Genomic DNA, 18,781 nt, shown 5'->3' with positions numbered 1-18,781 from the left:
TCCGTAACTTGGCCTTTTCTGCAAGTATAGACATTCCCAAAAAAATACCCGAAGTTTTATGCGCAATCAGAATAGATCATACAAATTGATAATGTGCACAATTTTATCAAATAGTGCTTTATTCGTAAGAAATTTGATCTATGATGAAAAAGTGAAAAGAAAAACGCAAAGATCTTCAATTTGTCATAAAAGGGTAATATATGCAGCATCAGGAAATGATTAATCCAACGCACACTGGCATCATCACACGCACCGTATTCACAAGCCTTGTCTTTATGGTTGTTGGCCTTGTACTCATGTAACCACCTAACGGTAATTAGCAATGAAACTTTTACTATTAAAGCGTTCATTAAAGTAAAAAGGGCATGTTAATAACATGCCCTTTTTACTTTCCGTCTCAATCAAATCGTCTCTAAGTCTACAATCATCTTGTTTTCGCTATTGGCCTTTTCTGGCAGATAAACGGTAAACACCGATCCTTTCCCTATTTCAGACTCCACCACGATGTCACCGCCAATCCCGCTGACAATCCCCTGGCTGACTGAAAGCCCGAGCCCGGTTCCGCTTCTTCTGGTGGTATAGAATGGATTAAATATTCGCTCGATATGATCTTGGCTGATCCCACAGCCATGGTCGGTAATTTTTACCACAGCACCCATCGCCGTACCCTTTTCATCCAGCCAATCTTCAGTACTAACATGCAGCGTACCTTTATCGTCCATCGCATGAATACCATTCATCTGTAGATTGACCAGTACCTGAAGCATTTGATGGCGGTTCACTTCTACACTACAACGCGCATTGAGTTCCGTTTGGATCTCGACATCGTATTTTTTGGTGCCGCTTCTCACCAAGGTTAAGCTTTCTTCGACAATCGGGTTCAAATGCTGCCAAGTCACCTCATCTTGCACGCCTCCCTGGCGGCTGTATTGCAATAAGCTTCGGGTGATATTCCGAATGCGGTCTATCTGCTCATGGATTGCTTCTAGCTCTTCGCGAACTCGCTCGGTCTCATCACCTAATTCATATTGCATCAACTCTACATTGCCCAAGATGACCGCAGTTGGATTATTGATTTCATGAGCAATGCCCGCCGTGAGCTCACCTAACGCTGCCAGCTTCTCATTACTGACCAATTTACTTCTGGCTTGGTTCAACAATTTAATATGCTGCTCTAGCTCTTCAGTTTTCTCACTTAAGCTTTGGGTACGCCTCTGTACCTTGTCTTCGAGCTGAATCGATGCCTGTTTTATCGCTTCATTACGTTGGTGCAATTGGTCCAGCATGGTATCGAACTGTTTGCCGAGAATTTGTAGTTCATGGCCACGGGTGAGGTCCAAACTCCCTATACGGCGATCAAGCCCCAGTTGAATCGCTGATACAACCTGATGCATTTTCTCAATAGGTCTAAACAAATCCCGGGCACCGCGATACACAAATAACCCAGAGATCAGTAACACAATGAGAATCCCTACCCCAAGCTCAACAATATTGGTGAGGTAAATTTTGATCATCGGCCATTCTAGATAACCGGTATAAAGCATACCGATAATATTGCCGTTGTAATCTTTCAAAGGTTCATAAGCAGAAACATACCAGTCGTCATAGACAAAGGCCCGATCCACCCACATTTCCCCTTGCTTGAGGACTGACTCTTTAACATCATCAGAAACACGGGTTCCTACCGCTCGCCCGTTCCGCTGAGTGCTGTCCAAAGGCACATTGGTACTGACCCGAATATCACTCATAAACAGCGTAACGGTTCCGATGCTACCCTCAGGCAAGGTGTCAGAGGCGTAAACCAAGTCACGAATACGGTCAACCAGCTGGGTACTGTTATTGAGTAAAATCCCGCCATCGACAATCCACTGTAGATCACCTTGTTGGTTGAAAATAGGAATCAAACTTCGGCTGATCAAGCCATCAGATACCAACGTGTTTTCACTCAGCAGTGGGATTTGGGCGCGAGCGGGAAGATCAGAATGAAGACCATCCAATTCGTAAGCAGCTAACCGCTCGAAAAAGGTCTGTTCCTGGCCTTTTTGCAATAACTGACGATTGGCTTTCGGAAACTCCCCTAAGGCTGAAGCTGGGTGGATCACCACAAAGTCCAAATCGTATTGGTTTGCTTGCTGCTTGACCCAGTCAATCAGCTGGCTTTGGTCCTCCCTGAGCAAGGTCTGAAATTGGTAGGACTCTGTTAACGAGCCAAGCCGCATCCGCTGCTCTTTTTGCAAGAGCTCCATACTATGGTGAGCCACAGCCAGATCAGCCCGGACATTCATCAACGCATTCTGCCAAGTGTACATTACCGTCCAGTACATGGTCAGAGCTATCAGCGCCAACAAAGTGATAACAATGGGCACAGAAGTTAACAGAAGTAACCGGTAACGGACCATCGTCCGAAAACGTCGAACCCAAATCGCAATGCAGTGTTTCATCGTTGGCCTTATTGTTCGGTTACGCTCAGGACTTCATCCGTCCATTCCTTGAATTTGCGCTCCAGCGTTTTGCGCGCAACGCCGAGTTGTCTCGCCGCGGCCGATTTATTGCCTGCATGGGAATCAACGACCTGCATGATGTGCGCTTTTTCTACTTCCTTTAGGGTCCAATCGCTCGGGTAACAGAAGGTTGTCTCACCACTCTCACTGTCATGGCAGCGGCAAGGCTGATGGCTTTCACTGCCTTGCGCTAATATTGCATCGTCTGGCAGTTGCTCATCATCTGTGACAGGGTCACTCGAAGCATGGCTACCAACCGGTGCCTCACCTGCCAACTCGCGCCAGTAATCTGCTGGGGGTTTACCCAACAACAAACAGCGCTCCATCATATTCCGCAGCTCACGGATATTACCTGGCCAATCGTAGGCTTGCATGGCTTTAATATCTTCATGCATCCAGCTCACTGGCTTAGAGCCAAGATCTTTGGCTAACTGTTGGGTAAAGTGATGGGCCAAGGCCGGTATATCATCTAGCCGTTCACGCAAAGCCGGTAGCTCAATCGTCAATACATTGAGGCGATAATACAAATCACGACGGAAACGCCCTTCTGCCACTTCTTCTTTAAGGTTTCGGTTAGTGGCAGCCACAATCCTGACATCGACCTTCACTTCACGTTCGGCACCTACCGGACGAATGGCTTTTTGCTCCAAGGCACGCAGCAACGAGGACTGCATCGACAAGGGCATTTCGCCAATCTCATCAAGGAACAATGTCCCGTTGTTTGCGACCCGAAATAGTCCTTCACGTCCTTTCTTCGCGCCGGTAAAAGCCCCTGAGACATGACCAAACAATTCACTCTCGAGCAAATCCGGTGCAATCGCGCCACAGTTAAGAGGAACAAACGGCCCACTACGATTACTCAGTTGGTGTAGTGCACGGGCAACCAGTTCCTTACCCGTGCCCGATTCGCCTTCGACCAGCACGGCAGCTTGGGAAGGCGCGATTTGGCCAATCAATTTTTTCATCGACAGCGTGCTGTGCGCATCACCAATAATATCTACCGGATAACTTCGCTCGACATCGCGCTGCAGGGCAAAATTCTGCCTTTCGACCAGACGTCGTTCAATACAACGCTGCACCGACTGCATCATCTGATCCAGATTGAATGGCTTGAGTATAAAGTCTGAAGCGCCTGCCCGCAGTGCCCTAATGGCCGTTTCTAAGTCAGCATAGCCGGTCATGAAGATCACATCGCTACGACGAGTCTGAGGGTCAAAAGCTTCGTGCCATTCAATACCAGAGCGGCCAGGTAAATTAATATCAACAATGAGCAGGTCAAAATGACAACGTTTACGAAGCTCTTCTGCTTCCTCGATACTTCCTGCAACATCAACCTGAGCAAACTGTTTGCTCAGCGCTTTTTTTAGAATGGCACGCATTCCTGGTTCATCATCAACAACCAGAACAGAAACCGCAGACCATGACACTGACGCATTTTCAGACATAAAAACTTAAATACATTATGGTTATAGTGGTGAGACATTTTGTCCCAGTTTCAATCGCTCTGTCAAAGATGTTTCAAAATGTTTTTTTAACAATGTGAAGACTGACAATTATTTTGTTTTAAATCATTATCTTATAGCTGCAACCAGAGGTATTATACGCAACAAGTTCAAGTTGGCACTCGATTTGCTTATTGACTCGTTCATAGCGATGGGGAATATCTCCTTAGGAGAGCTTCCCCTCACTTGCTTAAAATAAATGACAAATGACAAATGACATTCAGTCAGGAAGACCTATGAAATTATTAAAAACGACTCTTATTGTGTTGGCCCTTGCTTCTTCAGCTGCGATTCAAGCTGCAGAGGATATGACGGTGCGATTGGCGACAACTACCAGTACATATCACTCTGGCCTATTGGACTACTTGCTACCTGAGTTTAAAAAAGACACTGGCTATACCGTAGAAGTGCTTGCCGCCGGTACCGGTAAATCTCTACGTATGGGTGAAAATGGGGATGTCGACTTAGTGATGACCCACGCCCCTAAAGCAGAAGCGGCTTTTGTTAAGAAAGGCTTCGGTGTGCTGCCGCGTAAGTTAATGCACAACGATTTTGTGATTGTTGGCCCTAAATCTGACCCAGCCGACATCACAGATGTAAAAGATGTGACCAAAGCGCTTAAAGCCATTGCCAACGAAAATGAAACCTTCGTTTCCCGCGGTGATGACTCTGGAACACACAAAAAAGAGCTTAACCTTTGGGCACAAACCAAGATGGAGCCAAACTTCGGCGGTTACAAAGCGGTGGGCCAAGGCATGGGACCAACATTGAATATGGCATCTGAGCTACAAGCTTACACCATGACTGACCGTGGTACCTGGCTGGCATACCAGAACAAGCTTGATCTAAAAATCGTACTGCAAGGTGACTCTCGCTTGTTCAACCCGTACCAGGTCATTCTTGTTAACCCAAGCCGTTACCCAGACATCAACTACCAAGGCGCAAAATCATTCAGTGACTGGTTGGTTAACTCAAAAGCACAAACCATGATCAACGATTACAAACGACACGGCGAACAACTCTTCGTCGCGGATGCTATTGCTCAGTAAATGGATATTTGGCAAACCACACACCAAGCGATCCAACTACTCATGAGCGGTGATACCGCTCTATGGGGGATCGTTGGTGTTTCATTTTCGGTTTCACTGCTGGCAATTGGCATCGTGCTATTGCCAGCAATGCTGATCAGCTTTGCCCTCGCCTACGGAAAATTCCCTGGGCGTTGGCTGATTTTGTCTTTGTTTAACACTTGTCAATCTATCCCTACCGTGGTGATCGGACTGTTGCTCTATATGCTACTTTCACGCGCAGGACCACTCGGTGATTGGAAAATGCTATTCACCCAGCAAGCAATGATATTGGGGCAAATGCTGATTTGTTTGCCGATATTAGTGTCTATGATGCATGCCGCTTTTCAAAATAGTGATAAGCGGGCATGGGAAACAGCACTGACATTAGGTGCCAGTTTGCCAAGGGCCTTTATGAGCCTGATGTGGGAAAGCCGTTTTCCTCTGCTTGCAGCAGTCATTGCCGCATTTAGCCGAGTGATCACAGAAGTTGGCTGTTCCATGATGGTTGGTGGTAATATCCTCAATTCGACACGGAATATTCCAACCGCCATTGCATTAGAAAGCTCCAAAGGGGCCTTTGCACAAGGTGTTGCCTTGGGAATGGTGCTGCTGATTTTGGCATTAGGGCTAAACTTCTTCCTATCTGTTGCGCGTGGCAAAGCCCACCTGCGTACGAACTAAGCCGGAGAATTTGATGACACAACTCTCTATCGAGGCCACAGACCTATCGGTTAGGTTCAAAGACCGGCTCTTATTTCATATCCCGAATCTTGTTCTCGGACCAAGAGATGCTGTTTACCTCAGTGGCGATAATGGCGTAGGTAAAACAACCTTGCTGAAGGTCCTCAGTGGATTACAGCGCCCGACTACCGGCTCTCTCAACATCAATAAACCGTCTGTCCTACGACGTTTATTTTGCGCCCAGTCCAATAACGGGGTGATCTATATGCATCAAACCCCTTATATGTTCGATGGAACCGTGCTTGATAATGTCTGTTATGGCCTTAAATTCACCGTTCGAGAGCGTCGAAACCGACGAACAGAGGCGATCAATGCCCTTCGTATGGTAGGCTTGGAAACATTGGCCGATGAACACATTTCTGTACTCTCTGGTGGAGAAAGGCAGCGAGTCGCGATGGCCCGGGCATGGGTGATTAAACCCGCTGTGCTGCTGATGGATGAATCCAGTGCCAGCCTTGACCAAGAATCGACCGACCGCTTGGTTATCCTGTGCAAAGACCTATTGTCTCGCGGTACCAGCTTGGTGATTACCAGCCACCAAAAGAATGCGCTAACAGATCTATGCCGTCGCCAATGGACAATTTCAGACTCTCAACTCATTGAACGTGCTGATCTTCAGCTCGTTGACGAGGACAATAATAAATATGCCTACGCCGGATAACACAAGCTGGGTCATTTTGGCTGGCGGCCAAGCCAGCCGAATGGGTGGAAATGACAAAGGACTCGTCACGCTTGCAGGGCGAGCAATGATCGAACATGTCATCGACATCCTTGGTACACAAACTTCTTCTATCACTATCAACGCTAACCGAAACCAAGACACCTACCGTCAGTACGGTACAGTCTTTGGTGATCACATAAAGAATTATCCCGGTCCTCTGGGGGGGATGCATGCCGCGCTGCATCACATCGATACCGAGTGGGTTGGCTTTGTTCCCTGTGACTGCCCGGCCCTACCCGCTGATCTCGTCAGCAGAATGAGCCATGCCTGCGATAGCAATACCGATATCGCAGTCGCTCATGACGGCGAGCATATCCAACCGGTCGTCACACTGGTTAACCGCCGCATTTTGCCTAAACTTGAGCAGTTTTTAGAAAATGGCGACCGCAAAATCATTTTGCTCTATCGCCAATGCAACATGATCACCGTTGATTTCAGTGATCAACCCAATGCCTTTGTGAACCTCAATACGCCTGAAGAACTAGAACAATTCGGACAAGCATTATGAACCCAATTCAATCTACCCTGCCGATACTTGGCTTTGCCGCATGGAGCGGAACAGGTAAAACGACACTGCTAGAGGCGATGCTGCCAAAATTAGTTGAACATGGCCTTCGAGTTGCAGTGATTAAACACGCACACCATAACTTCGACATCGATAAAGAAGGCAAGGATTCATACCGCCTGCGTAAGGCGGGTGCCGCGCAAATGCTGATATCTTCCCGATACCGCCGAGCAATGGTAACCGAGACACCGGACGAAGAAGCTAGCCTGTCGCAATTAATTGCCCAGCTCGATCTCAACGCGCTCGATCTCATTCTCATTGAAGGTTTCAAGAAACTGAGCTTTCCAAAGATAGAGCTACACCGCAAAGAAATAGGCAAACCTTGGCTATTTCCTGAAGACAAAAACATCATCGCTATCGCTTCCGACGTACCGGCCGAGACTGATCTACCTCAGTTGGATATCAATGATCTCAGCAAGCTCACACAGTTTGTTGCCGATTTTACCAAACAACATTCTTGCCAATCATTAAGCTGCGGCGATCTCGATCCGTCGGGCATGTTATCAGTTGCAGAAGGTCGTGATCGTATCTTGACCCAGATTGTCGCACCTACCGCAGAGGCAACCGTTGAACTTAAAGCCGCTTTGGGACAAATTGTCGCAAACGACATTTTATCGCCGGTGAACGTGCCTCAGCACACCAATTCAGCAATGGATGGCTACGCCATTCGCAGTGATGATTTAGGTCGAGACAGCTACCACGTTGTTGCGCAGGTCATGGCGGGTCACAGCTACGAGCAACCACTGAATACCGGTGAGGCTGTTCGCATTATGACGGGGGCACCTGTACCTAAAAATGCTGACACCGTCATCATGCGTGAGCAAGCAAGCCAAGATGGTGACAGCGTCACCTTCGACTTAAGCATGGGGGCTATAAAGCCTGGTCAAAATGTCCGTCAAGCGGGTGAAGACTTAGCTATCGGCCAAGCTGCTGTTCAGGCGGGTGTACAAATCACTGCGCCTGAGCTGGGTATGATCGCTTCGTTGGGGTTGGACTCTGTGACGATCCGCCCTCAAATTAAAGTGGCTATGTTCTCTACCGGTGACGAAGTTCAGCATCCGGGAGAAGCGCAGAAACCAAACTGTATCTATGATTCAAACCGCTATACTCTGCATGCCATGCTAAGCAAAATCGGCTGTGAAGTGATTGATCTGGGCATCATCGAAGACAGTGAGCAAGCGCTCGAGGCGACGCTGACATCAGCGAGCCAACAAGCGGATCTTATTCTTTCTTCAGGGGGTGTTTCGGTCGGTGATGCCGACTACATCAAAACGATTCTCGACAAATTGGGGCAGATTAATTTCTGGCGTATCAATATGAGACCGGGCCGCCCACTCGCTTTCGGTCATATTGATAGCACCCCTTTCTTTGGTCTACCCGGCAACCCTGTCGCTGTTATGGTCGTATTCATGCAGTTCGTCGAGCCAGCCATTCGTAAGCTTCAGGGCATGCCTGATTGGCAGGCACCATTCTTCAATGCAGTGGCCGAAGAAAAGCTACGCTCTCGCCCTGGCCGCACGGAATACAGCCGAGGTATTTTCGGCATTGATGCCAACGGCCGCCTGACGGTAAGAAGCGCGGGTAAACAAGGTTCAGGGATTTTACGCTCGATGAGCGAAGCCAACTGCCTGATCGAGATATTGCCAGAACAGCCGGGGGTAGAAATTGGTGAGAAAGTGCGAGTAATTCCGCTGGAAAACCGCATTTAGTGGTATGGGATAAGGATGGTCTCTGTACTGCTGAAGTACAGTAACAGAGACTACCTACCTGAGAGATTTGCTGCAAAATCAACTGTATGAGTTTTTATTATGAGCACTCAGCAAACGGCGTTTAAGCCACCGTTTACTGAGTGCTTATTTTTTGCAGCTTCCGTGCTACTTTATTTTTCCTGAGCTTCTACACGTCTAGAAGATGGTTTTATTGTGCTACATACATAGCGGCTTAGCCTGTACATCGCATCTTGGAATTGCTCAGATAAAGTAACCTAGCCATTGTTCGTCAACTTTTGACAACCTGTCTGTTATACCTATTTCAAAGTCGGTACAGTATCGAAACTGAACCTTTGCTTATCGACTAAGTATTAAACGACTTTATACCATTATGGTAATGGTTTATATGTTATTGTCATTTCAGCCGTTTTAATCAATAGTACAAAATTATGTATTAAGTTGCACTAAAAAAATATTTGCACGCTATACTAGCTATCATAAGTGTGACAAATGTAATCGTTCACTAAGATTTGGTACAATAATCGGCCAACCCTTTGTGAGTTTTTGAGTCATTTTCAACCTTTATCGCCATTTTGTTTTACCCGCCTTCGTGATTTTTATTTCACTGGCTAGACCATTTAACGTGAAGATATCGGGTAGAATAGATGACAGTTTAATTAATCCACTATCAGTACGTTAGGCATGTTTCTAGATTCATATTACTTAGAAGAGAATGGTGTATTCAGCTTCACCCGTGAGCAAGCGAGTCACTTTGCAAAGAAAATCGCTGGCGATTTCAATCCCATTCATGATGAAGATAACAAACGTTTCTGCGTTCCTGGGGATCTTCTGTTTTCTGTTGTGCTGGCTCGTGCAGGCATCAGCAAAAAAATGCGGTTCGAATTTGCCGGCATGATCAACGATGGTATCGGGTTGAAAGCACACCACAGTTGCTTCAACGATTTCGCGATTGTTGACGACGCAGGTAAAGAATACCTTCATGTTACCCGTGAAGGTGAGATCAACACCGATAAAGCGCTTATTGAACAAGTTACTAAAAACTACGTTCAATTTTCGGGCATGAACTTCCCGCACATCATGGTACCTTTGATGAAATCTAAAGATATCATGATCAACACAGTGCGGCCGCTTGTGATCTACGAGAGCATGGAGCTAAATTTTGACCGCTTGGACCTTATCGCTCCGACGGTTGAACTCGCTGAATCACAAATCGAAGTTGAAGGTAAACGCGGTAACGTGACACTGAACTTCCACTTTAAAGAAAATGGTGAAGTGGTGGGTACTGGTCGCAAGCGTATGCTGATGAGTGGCTTGAAGCCTTACAGCCAAGAAGCTATCGATGACTTAGTTGAACGCTTCAATGCACGTAAAACTGAATTCTCAACTGTGGCCGCTTAACTCGCTCTAAAGCGACACGGATAAATCAAAAACCGGTGCTAATGCACCGGTTTTTTTCGCCTACTACACAAACGACGGCTTACACCCCGCGCAATCAAAACATCATTCTGGCCCTTAGCCCTGGATGGTTATCACCCAGCACTAAAGTACCCGAATGTCGTTTAACAACAGCATTCACCAGTGCCAACCCCAGCCCCTCTCCTTGCGTTGAGCGACTATTATCGCAACGGTACAAAGGCTCACAAACCCGCTTTTTTTCTTCCGAGGGGATACCACAGCCCTGATCGCAAACCACCAGTCCAAATGGGTCGATAACAACATCAATCTGCCCACCCACAGGAGAATACTTCACCGCATTTTCCACCAAGTTATAAATAGCCCTGAAAAGCAGGCTGGGTTCACCCTGAACCGTACAATGGCCATCCTCACGTATCACCACCGACAATGACTTCTGCTGAGCAATAGGCTGAATAAAATCAACAACATCAGCGCAAATCAAACTAAGGTTTACCTCTTGTTTGTTGAGCAGCTCCTTACCGCTATTCAAACTGGCAATTTCAAGCATGCCGTTAAACAACCCCAGCAACAACTCAACATCATCATGGCATGCCTCAATCGACGTTTGCTGTCGCTCTGACAGGCGACTATCGGGATGTTGTGATAACAAATCATCTAAACGTAAACGTATCCGAGCTATCGGCGTTCGTAGATCATGGGCTAAGCCCACCGTCAACGAACGCAACGAGGCCTCTTGCTTTTCAACTTGTTCAATCAGGAAGTTCAGATGGATTGCAATCAAATCGAATTCATCATTTTGGTGGCTTACTGGTAACTTAACCTGCTTTTCGCCGCACAAAACCCGGTTCATCGCCTGGTTAACATCTTGAAGACGCCTAATGATTGTTAGCGCGATAACGGCAACAATAGCCAACATCAATGCCGCAGGCAGCAATACACCAGAGATCATAACCGGCATCATCTCTGCGCGGTATTTATCTTGTAGTTGGCTACTAATACCTATCAGCAATTGCTGGTTTTCCCCCAGTGCGACACTAGCCTTTCGGTTTTCAACGATCATGCCTTGCTTGTCCGTCAACCCTGCCAGTACTGCGGGATAACTTCCGGCAACGGGCTTCAAGTACTGTTTAGCCTCAATCGTGTATGAGAATGGGGAGCCCTGTTGCTGCCGGTTTTGAATCAGCGGGTAAACAGCATCGCTACCCCTTAGCTCAGCCTGCCGGCTAAACAGCTCAGTTTCCGTCACCAATTCACGCTCAAGCTGAGTTCGATAAAATGCATCGGATCCCAAATACACTAGCCGGACAATTAGCCCATACATCGCCGCAATTAGCGTACAAACAACCAACAGGGCTTTAAAGATAGAAGAGCGGTAGAGAACCTCATGACTGGCGGAGGACATAACCAGCTCCCCTTACGGTATGGATCAGCGTCCCATCCCCATTTTCATCTAATTTCCGGCGTAAATTTGCTATATGGACATCAATCACATTGGTTTTCGGGTCAAAGTGATAGCTCCATACGGCCTCAAACACCTGCATCCTCGAAACAACCTGTTCAGCGTGCTCCATTAAATACTGGAGAATCAAAAACTCTTTTGGCTGCAATGACAGCTGTACGTTTGACTGCCATACCCTGTGAGTACGTAAGTCCATCACCAAATCGGCATAGCGATACTCTGTCACAACCGCTGGGGTTTCCTTACGGCGCTGAACCAGTATCTGAGCCCTAGCAAGTAATTCAGCCAAAGCAAAAGGCTTGATCAGATAATCGTCACTGCCCGCGGTCAGGCCGGCCACCCTATCACCGACACTACTCAGGGCACTTAAAATCAACACGGGTACTTGATTGCCTGTTGCACGAATAGCCGCAAGCACCTTAAGCCCATCTAACCCCGGTAGCATCCGGTCTAAGATAATTAGTTGATAATCACAACTTGCCGCCATTGTTAGTCCATCAATGCCATCGCTGGCCTCATCTACAACAAAGTAATGCTGGCGAAGCCCTGTCGCGACAAAATCTCGCGTCGTATTATCATCTTCAATTACCAACACCTTCATCTGTTAATCCCATCACCTATACATCTCAACATACTGGATTATATCGAAATCAATCCCGGCTTAAGATCCTGTTATTCTGCCAACATGCGCCATCTCAAAAATACACTGTGGAAAAACACCTAAATGTTCTCTTTTATCTCGACAAATAATGTGCGGCCAACCTGCTGGCTGGCCGCATACGGTTTAGGGGGAAACCGTATTGTTCGCTATATCGACTTCATGGCACCAGCCAATGATTCGGCTGAAGTGCCTACCACGACCTGTACATTATTATCACCCACATTGATGACCCCTTTTGCGCCAAGCTGAGTCAACTGCGCCTTGTTGATTTTGCTGACATTAACAACCGAAAGGCGTAAGCGGGTAATACAAGCATCAATATCTGTGAGGTTATCCTTGCCGCCCAAGGCATTGAGATACTCTGCAGCTAGGTTACCTCCCACAGCAGCCGCTACGTCTTCCGTCTGCTCCTCTTCTCGGCCCGGTGTTTTCAGATCCCACGTCCTAATGGCCGTGACGAAAATGACAAAATACAGCACACCAAACGCAAGCCCTAATGGAAGTAGCATCCACGCATTCTTCGCTGCAGGTGCATTAAAGTTAAGAATGTAATCAATCAAACCGGCTGAGAAGCTGAACACCAAGTGGATATCCAACGCTTGGGCAACCACTAAGCTGATCCCCATCAACACCGCATGCACTACAAATAACGCCGGGGCCAGGAACATAAACAGGAATTCAAGCGGTTCGGTTATCCCAGTTAAAAACGCCGTGAATGCAACACTGGCAAGCATACCAGCCACTTTCACTTTATTCTCAGCCTTCGCTGTCACATAAAACGCAGCGGCCGCTGCCGGTAAACCGAACATCATGATCGGGAAGAACCCACTCAACATCACACCAGCTGCTGGGTCATTGGCCCAAAAGCGTGAAATTTCTCCCGTTGCCCCATTGAACTCGCCAAAGACAAACCAAACCATCGTATTTAAAATGTGGTGCAAGCCAAACGGGATCAGTAACCGATTCGCGAACCCATAGGTAAACGTCCCTGCCGGTCCGCTTGATAGCATCCACTCACCGAGCTGGTTTATAACAGATTGGATCGGCGGCCAAACAAGACTGAACATAAAGGCCAGAAACAACGCGGAAAGTCCGGTTATGATTGGTACAAACCGCTTTCCGGAGAAAAAACCCAGAAACTCTGGCAGCGCAATTGTGTGGAAGCGATTATAAAGATGACCGGCCATTATACCGGCAATAATGCCACCAGCGGCACCGGTATCAATATCAGCGTTCATCACCTCTAGTGATGCATTCATTACAAAAAAACCTACCACTGCGGCAACGGCGGCAGCCGCTGAACCATCTTTAGACAGCCCGGCCGCCACACCCATTGCAAACAGCAATGGTAGGTTGTCAAATATGGCCTGCCCGGACTGAGCAATAAACGCAATATCTAATAAATCTGGTTGGCCGAAGCGAAGAAGCAACCCCGCGACCGGTAGTACGGCTATGGGCAGCATCAAGGCTTTACCCAGTTTTTGGAAATATCCCAATAAATTCATCGTAATTCTCCGTGATTGACACTATGTAATGGCATTACGATAAATGATTAAGCGTTAACAATACCTTTTGGAAAGATTAAGAATGCTTAATGTTTCTCCGCTCTTCTATACTTACTGAGTCATTTATCAGTGATATGCAATCCATGATGCCAATTTCAAAATAAGTGGAGAAATAATCATGGTTACTCGTTGTAAACCAACACTTCTTCTGTCGGCTATTCTTGCTGGTCCGTTGTTCATCATGCCGGCCATGGCCGATGATCAGAAAATGCCTGAAGATTTGATGACTGAGAAAATAGGCCGAGCAAAGTCTGCCGCACCGGCTTCAATCAGTGACAATGCAACAGTTGTTGTTGATGGCAAGGTAGTTGTTGAAGGCTCAAATGGCTGGACATGCATGCCCGATACATTCCCTGATGACGGTATGCCTATGTGTAACGATGCGGTCTGGATGGAAATGCTCACGGCGATGGTCAACAAGAAAGACTTCACCGCAACTAAAATTGGCCTTTCCTATATGTTGCAAGGCGACCGCGGTGCCGGTGTCAGTAACTCAGATCCCTATCATCCTGATCCAAAATCCGCTGATGATTACGTTGAGACTGGACCCCATCTAATGATCATTGTTCCAAAAGCCATGCTTGAAGGAATAACTGATGATCCATCCAACGGTGGACCTTACGTTATGTGGAAAGACACTCCTTATGTGCACCTCATGGTTCCCGTTGCAGACAAGTAATTCCTATTAACAGTAGAAACCGCACCCATTGACCCGGCTAGCCATAGCCGGGTTTTCTACTCTATTGATATAGTCGTTCACACAGCCTTCATATAATGATTTTGCAAGGTATCCATGTATGTCTTGCTTCTCATAATTTCAGTTTCAAGCGCTAAATGGCGGATAATATAGTTACTTCGCTTCAAGCGCCTGATGACATGCAAAGCCTGACACTTATCTGCCGTATCGACATTTAATAGTGCCGTTAGGATCAAGCAGTTGATATCAAATGAGTAAGGGTAGTAACGTTCAACCGAATCTAACGCTGCTGCATGTTTCCTCTGCTCTGATTGAGCAACATTCGGTAGTTTCTTGAGCCATAGGTAGACTTTTTGCAGTTTGTTATATGGCCTTGCTGCCCATTTAAACAACTCACTGTTCTTTTCGTTCAGTTCTAAAGCGTTGAGTTTGTTCACCAATTGAATACATAGCTTCATTTCACCAAATGTCGCCAAAGTGCGTAGGGCAACCAAATTCAGATGCAAGCAGCATTTTCTCTTACGCATAACATCGTTATGGTAGATATCTAAAGCCATCGCTCTGGCCTTCAACCCCTTCCCTGCTTTATTGATATGCAAGGTTTTCAGCAAGTTAACAAGTGCTGTAAGCTCACTCCGCTTTTCTACGTTTAAGCGCTTGCATAGGCTCCTTACTATAGGCTCAAAATACAGCCGATATTGATCTTTGCTTACCAATATCCCTGATTCAATAAATGCCTCAGAGAGATCAATGGCAAGCTGACAATAATCTTCGAGTTTGTTAGCCATGTATTTCAGGCGCTTGGTCATAATATCAGGTAACGATTCAAGCTTTTCCTGTTCAATCAAGCAACGAACTAACTGGACAAATGCTTCTTGGTTTGCAGGGTTAGTATCAAATGCGATATAGCGATGTTGGAATATTGCCTCAATATTATTTAATTTCTGGTATTCTTCTGCTAGCCGTGTATGTACACGGAAAGGTAATTGATTGTTCTTGAGTAGCCATTGCAGTGCCGCAATACTTTTCACTGGCTCCGGGCAACAGTCACTGAAATGAATAATATTTGCAGGTTCGATCAATGCCCTATCATGCTGCTGAAATAAACCAAGAAAAGCGCTATCCATCTGTTGCTTGTACAGTGATAGTAACGACAAGTTGAGTAACTGCGGACTCTTAATTTTTTCTTTGTATTGACTAACACTTGTGGCAAACTTTTCTACGTTATGGCCTGAACTACTATAGACATTTTCGTAAAATAACTTATGTTTTAGGAGCCGATTAAGCAAAGCATTAAACTGATCATAGCTAAATAGACCGGTCACGACCTGGTCTACATCCAGTGAGCGAGCGCTGTCGTAATCCAACGTGTTAGAAACCTCAGACAACCTCAATAAAAACAATGGATAGCGTTTGAAAAATGAAGTATCTCTCTTATCGGTTATGTATTCCGATACTTTTTTTTGGTATTGATACTCATAGTCAATAAAAAAAATGTCATACCTGTTTCGACCAACTCTAAGTTCATTAAAGTCAATAACATCAACATTAACAACGCCTGCTTTTACAAACATTTGTTTAACTTGAAATGCTCGCTCTCTGTTTTCACAGCAAATAAGCGCTGATAATTTCGACAATGGAATCATTAGATATTAGGCAGTTATACGATATGAAAATATATATTTCACTATAGCTAAACATTAAGATATAGCAAAAAATGACAATTATATTTTTATTGGTGTGTTTATACTGATTCTATTATTTATAGGATGGCAACACAACCAGACAATAAAATGTCACCAATACCAGTAAACGACAATTTATTGTCACCAAGCTATCTTTTATTTCGCAACGAGATACCTTTTATTTCGCAAATAGATAAGTTTGTAAGTCACATCAAAACCCAGTAGCCCTCGCTGAGCAACTTGAAGTAATTTGGGTATGAATGATATGTTCATAACCAGGTTATAAGAAAGAAGCCATAAGGATAGGCAGGACAGGTTTTGAATTTACGCCAAATTGAAGTTTTTTACGCCGTAATGAAAACCGGCAGTGTCTCAGGAGCAGCTAAGTTACTGCATGTTTCCCAGCCTAATGTTACCCGGGTCCTGGCCCATACCGAGCAGCAGCTTGGCTTTGAGCTTTTCCACCGCCATAAGGGGCGTTTAATCGCCTCCGAGCAAGCCCTGGCTTTGCTGCCTGAGGCGGAAAAAGTCTATCGCCAAGTGGGTAACCTGCAGTCTTTGACCAGTAAACTAAAGAAAGGCCAAACTCATCTTCGCATTGGTGCGCCACCCGTGCTATCTACCACTCTATTGCCTCCTGTCTTAGCTGGACTATGCCATAATTCGTCTGTCTCTGCTGAAGTCTCTACCGGTAATCAAAATGAGTTGTGCGACGCCCTCATTGATAACCAACTCGACTTTGCCATTAGCTTCGGTCATGTTGCGCCCCCAAGGATCACAAGCCAAACATTGAAGAAAGCTGACATGGTTGCCCTGTTGCCCAACCCACTTCCTTGGGCCTCCCGCTCTATTTCCATAACCGAACTGATTGATCTTGCCCCAATTATCGGGCTTGATGGCCGAGACCCTCTAGGGCTTGCAGTCAAACATACCGTTGAGAAATATCTTCCAGATCATCACTATCAGCTGTCCGTACGCTCCTACTCTACAGCGGCTGAACTGGTCATTCAGGGGATGGGGGTCACCATTGTTGACCCTTGGACGGCAAGGAACTACCAAGAAAAAGTATCGGTTGTCTCATTATCGGAGCAAATTCCTGTATCAATTAGCTTACTTTTTGCCGACCATTCTCCTTTGTCCTCAACAGCTAATGGCTTTGTTGAGCTTCTTCGCCAACATTTATTAGAGAATCCGGTTCAAAGATAAGACAATGCGCCAGCCTAAACCTGAATAAGCTATTCATTACTCTGAATGATTAGGGGCTCTAAGGTAGGTTGGCGTAATGACCAGTGTTAAGCAGCAACTGTTACAACCGTTCTCTTTAGCTTTCGCCCTGTTGAGCTTAGTGTTTGTACAAGGCTGTGAAGATAAACAGGCGGCACCACCACAGGGGCCTCAATACGACATCGGCTATGTCACTGTCACGACTCAGTCGGTCGAACTCCGTGATGAAATGCCTGGACGGACAATTGCTTCCTACGAGGCCGAAGTTCGTCCGCAGGTCGGTGGCATTATTCTCAAGCAACTGTTTGAGGAAGGGACGATGGTGCAAAAGGGGCAGCCTCTCTACCAGATAGACCCGGCTCCATTCCAGCTTTCACTCGATCAAGCACGATCGGACTTAAGTAAAGCATCAGCTAACCTTGCTACTGCAAAAAACCGTGCAGATCGTTATCGCCGCCTGGTGAGGGAAAAAGCGGTCTCAAGACAAGATTATGACGATGCGGTTGCCACATACCAAGAAGAGCAATCGAATGTCGCCAGTGCCAAAGCCGGTGTTGAGAACGCTAAAATCAACCTTAACTATACCAAAGTTAACGCTCCTATCGATGGTCGGGCTGGCCGCTCTTCGGTTACTGCCGGCGCTCTGGTCACCGCGAACCAATCCGCGCCCCTGGTCACAGTACAAACTTACAACCCTATGCATGTCGACCTGACGGCTTCCAGCACTGAGCTCTTACGGTTTAGGCGTGAATTAGCCCAGGGGGCTTTTAAGCGGACAGAAACAGAACTTGGTGATATTCAGCTTTCTCTCGAGGATGGCACGATATACGACAAATTAGGGACCATCCTGTTTTCTGATATCAACATTGATGAAACAACAGGCTCGTTTGTTCTAAGGGTATCGTTTCCCAACCCGCAACAAATCCTCTTACCCGGCATGTTCGTCAGGGCATCGCTACCTAGAGGGATCGTCGACAACGCCATTTTGATCCCAGCCAAAGCCTTAACCCGCACACCAAAAGGTGACGCTCAAGTGAGTGTCATTGGCCAAGACAGTAAAGTTGAAGTCCGGACCGTCGAAACCGAGCGCTTGATAAACAACCAGTGGTTGATCACCCAAGGTTTAAACGTTGGCGAGAAAGTCATCGTAGATGGCTTGCAGTTTGTTCGCTCCGGGGCTCCTGTTAGTAAATCGCACGAAATCAGCACCTCTAAAACAAATAATCCTTCCAAGTAAATAGGAC

Annotated in this window: 15 protein-coding genes; 9 read left to right on the top strand and 6 right to left on the bottom strand. The window is 46.4% G+C overall.

The window, feature by feature from the left end; all coding sequences use genetic code 11:
- Positions 1-401: 401 nt before the first annotated feature.
- Positions 402-2,441, bottom strand: a complete 2,040-nt coding sequence (locus tag L4D79_RS14850) for a sensor histidine kinase (RefSeq protein ID WP_428652334.1) — start codon at positions 2,439-2,441, stop codon at positions 402-404.
- 8 nt (positions 2,442-2,449) lie between these two features.
- Entirely contained in the window at positions 2,450-3,946 is a 1,497-nt protein-coding gene (locus L4D79_RS14845; protein ID WP_428652333.1) for a sigma-54-dependent transcriptional regulator, read from the bottom strand.
- Positions 3,947-4,239: 293 nt separating this feature from the next.
- Between L4D79_RS14845 and L4D79_RS14840 the strand changes: the two genes are divergently transcribed.
- From L4D79_RS14840 to L4D79_RS14815, 6 genes are all read left to right on the top strand, one after another.
- Positions 4,240-5,052 carry an ABC transporter substrate-binding protein gene (locus tag L4D79_RS14840; protein WP_428652332.1) on the top strand — a complete coding sequence of 271 codons (813 nt, stop codon included), beginning with the start codon at positions 4,240-4,242 and terminating at the stop codon, positions 5,050-5,052.
- Complete coding sequence (locus L4D79_RS14835; protein ID WP_428652331.1) at positions 5,053-5,754, top strand: ABC transporter permease; 702 nt, start codon at positions 5,053-5,055, stop codon at positions 5,752-5,754.
- 13 nt (positions 5,755-5,767) lie between these two features.
- Positions 5,768-6,475 carry an energy-coupling factor ABC transporter ATP-binding protein gene (locus tag L4D79_RS14830; protein WP_428652330.1) on the top strand — a complete coding sequence of 236 codons (708 nt, stop codon included), beginning with the start codon at positions 5,768-5,770 and terminating at the stop codon, positions 6,473-6,475.
- The gene (gene mobA, locus L4D79_RS14825; protein ID WP_428652329.1) at positions 6,459-7,043 is read left to right on the top strand and encodes a molybdenum cofactor guanylyltransferase MobA; all 585 of its coding nucleotides are present in this window, start codon (positions 6,459-6,461) and stop codon (positions 7,041-7,043) included. The genes L4D79_RS14830 and mobA overlap by 17 nt, the downstream gene beginning before the upstream one ends.
- Positions 7,040-8,809: a bifunctional molybdopterin-guanine dinucleotide biosynthesis adaptor protein MobB/molybdopterin molybdotransferase MoeA gene (locus L4D79_RS14820; RefSeq protein WP_428652328.1), complete on the top strand. Its 1,770-nt coding sequence runs from the start codon at positions 7,040-7,042 to the stop codon at positions 8,807-8,809. Before mobA ends, L4D79_RS14820 begins: the two co-directional genes overlap by 4 nt.
- Before the next feature lie 702 nt (positions 8,810-9,511).
- Entirely contained in the window at positions 9,512-10,228 is a 717-nt protein-coding gene (locus L4D79_RS14815) for a DUF3581 domain-containing protein (protein WP_428652327.1), read from the top strand.
- Between the two features lie 94 nt (positions 10,229-10,322).
- Here the strand turns inward: L4D79_RS14815 and L4D79_RS14810 are convergent, their stop codons facing one another.
- The 3 genes from L4D79_RS14810 to nagE all read right to left on the bottom strand — a co-directional run bounded on the left by L4D79_RS14810 (position 10,323) and on the right by nagE (position 13,871).
- Complete coding sequence (locus tag L4D79_RS14810; RefSeq protein ID WP_428652326.1) at positions 10,323-11,648, bottom strand: sensor histidine kinase; 1,326 nt, start codon at positions 11,646-11,648, stop codon at positions 10,323-10,325.
- Positions 11,629-12,306, bottom strand: coding sequence for a winged helix-turn-helix domain-containing protein (locus tag L4D79_RS14805; RefSeq protein ID WP_428652325.1), 678 nt, complete (start codon positions 12,304-12,306; stop codon positions 11,629-11,631). The genes L4D79_RS14810 and L4D79_RS14805 overlap by 20 nt, the downstream gene beginning before the upstream one ends.
- A 206-nt stretch (positions 12,307-12,512) precedes the next feature.
- A complete protein-coding gene (gene nagE / locus L4D79_RS14800) occupies positions 12,513-13,871 on the bottom strand; it encodes an N-acetylglucosamine-specific PTS transporter subunit IIBC (protein WP_428652324.1) in 1,359 nt (452 codons plus the stop codon).
- Positions 13,872-14,049: 178 nt separating this feature from the next.
- On the opposite strand from nagE, the gene L4D79_RS14795 reads away from it, so the two are divergent.
- The gene (locus L4D79_RS14795; protein ID WP_428652323.1) at positions 14,050-14,610 is read left to right on the top strand and encodes a hypothetical protein; all 561 of its coding nucleotides are present in this window, start codon (positions 14,050-14,052) and stop codon (positions 14,608-14,610) included.
- A gap of 77 nt (positions 14,611-14,687) precedes the next feature.
- Here L4D79_RS14795 and L4D79_RS14790 read toward each other — a convergent pair whose 3' ends face one another.
- Positions 14,688-16,202, bottom strand: a complete 1,515-nt coding sequence (locus L4D79_RS14790) for a tetratricopeptide repeat protein (protein WP_428652322.1) — start codon at positions 16,200-16,202, stop codon at positions 14,688-14,690.
- A 429-nt stretch (positions 16,203-16,631) separates the two neighbouring features.
- Here L4D79_RS14790 and L4D79_RS14785 point away from each other — a divergent pair, with 429 nt between their 5' ends.
- On the top strand, positions 16,632-17,519 hold the full coding sequence (locus L4D79_RS14785; RefSeq protein ID WP_428652321.1) for a LysR family transcriptional regulator: 888 nt from the start codon (positions 16,632-16,634) through the stop codon (positions 17,517-17,519).
- 76 nt (positions 17,520-17,595) lie between these two features.
- The gene (locus tag L4D79_RS14780; protein WP_428652320.1) at positions 17,596-18,774 is read left to right on the top strand and encodes an efflux RND transporter periplasmic adaptor subunit; all 1,179 of its coding nucleotides are present in this window, start codon (positions 17,596-17,598) and stop codon (positions 18,772-18,774) included.
- Positions 18,775-18,781 lie beyond the last annotated feature (7 nt).

Origin of the sequence: Photobacterium satsumensis (genome assembly GCF_050336935.1) — a bacterium.
Classification (GTDB): domain Bacteria; phylum Pseudomonadota; class Gammaproteobacteria; order Enterobacterales; family Vibrionaceae; genus Photobacterium; species Photobacterium satsumensis.
The sequence above is the reverse complement of the archived record's forward strand: the minus strand, read 5'-3'. Positions and strand labels throughout refer to the sequence as shown.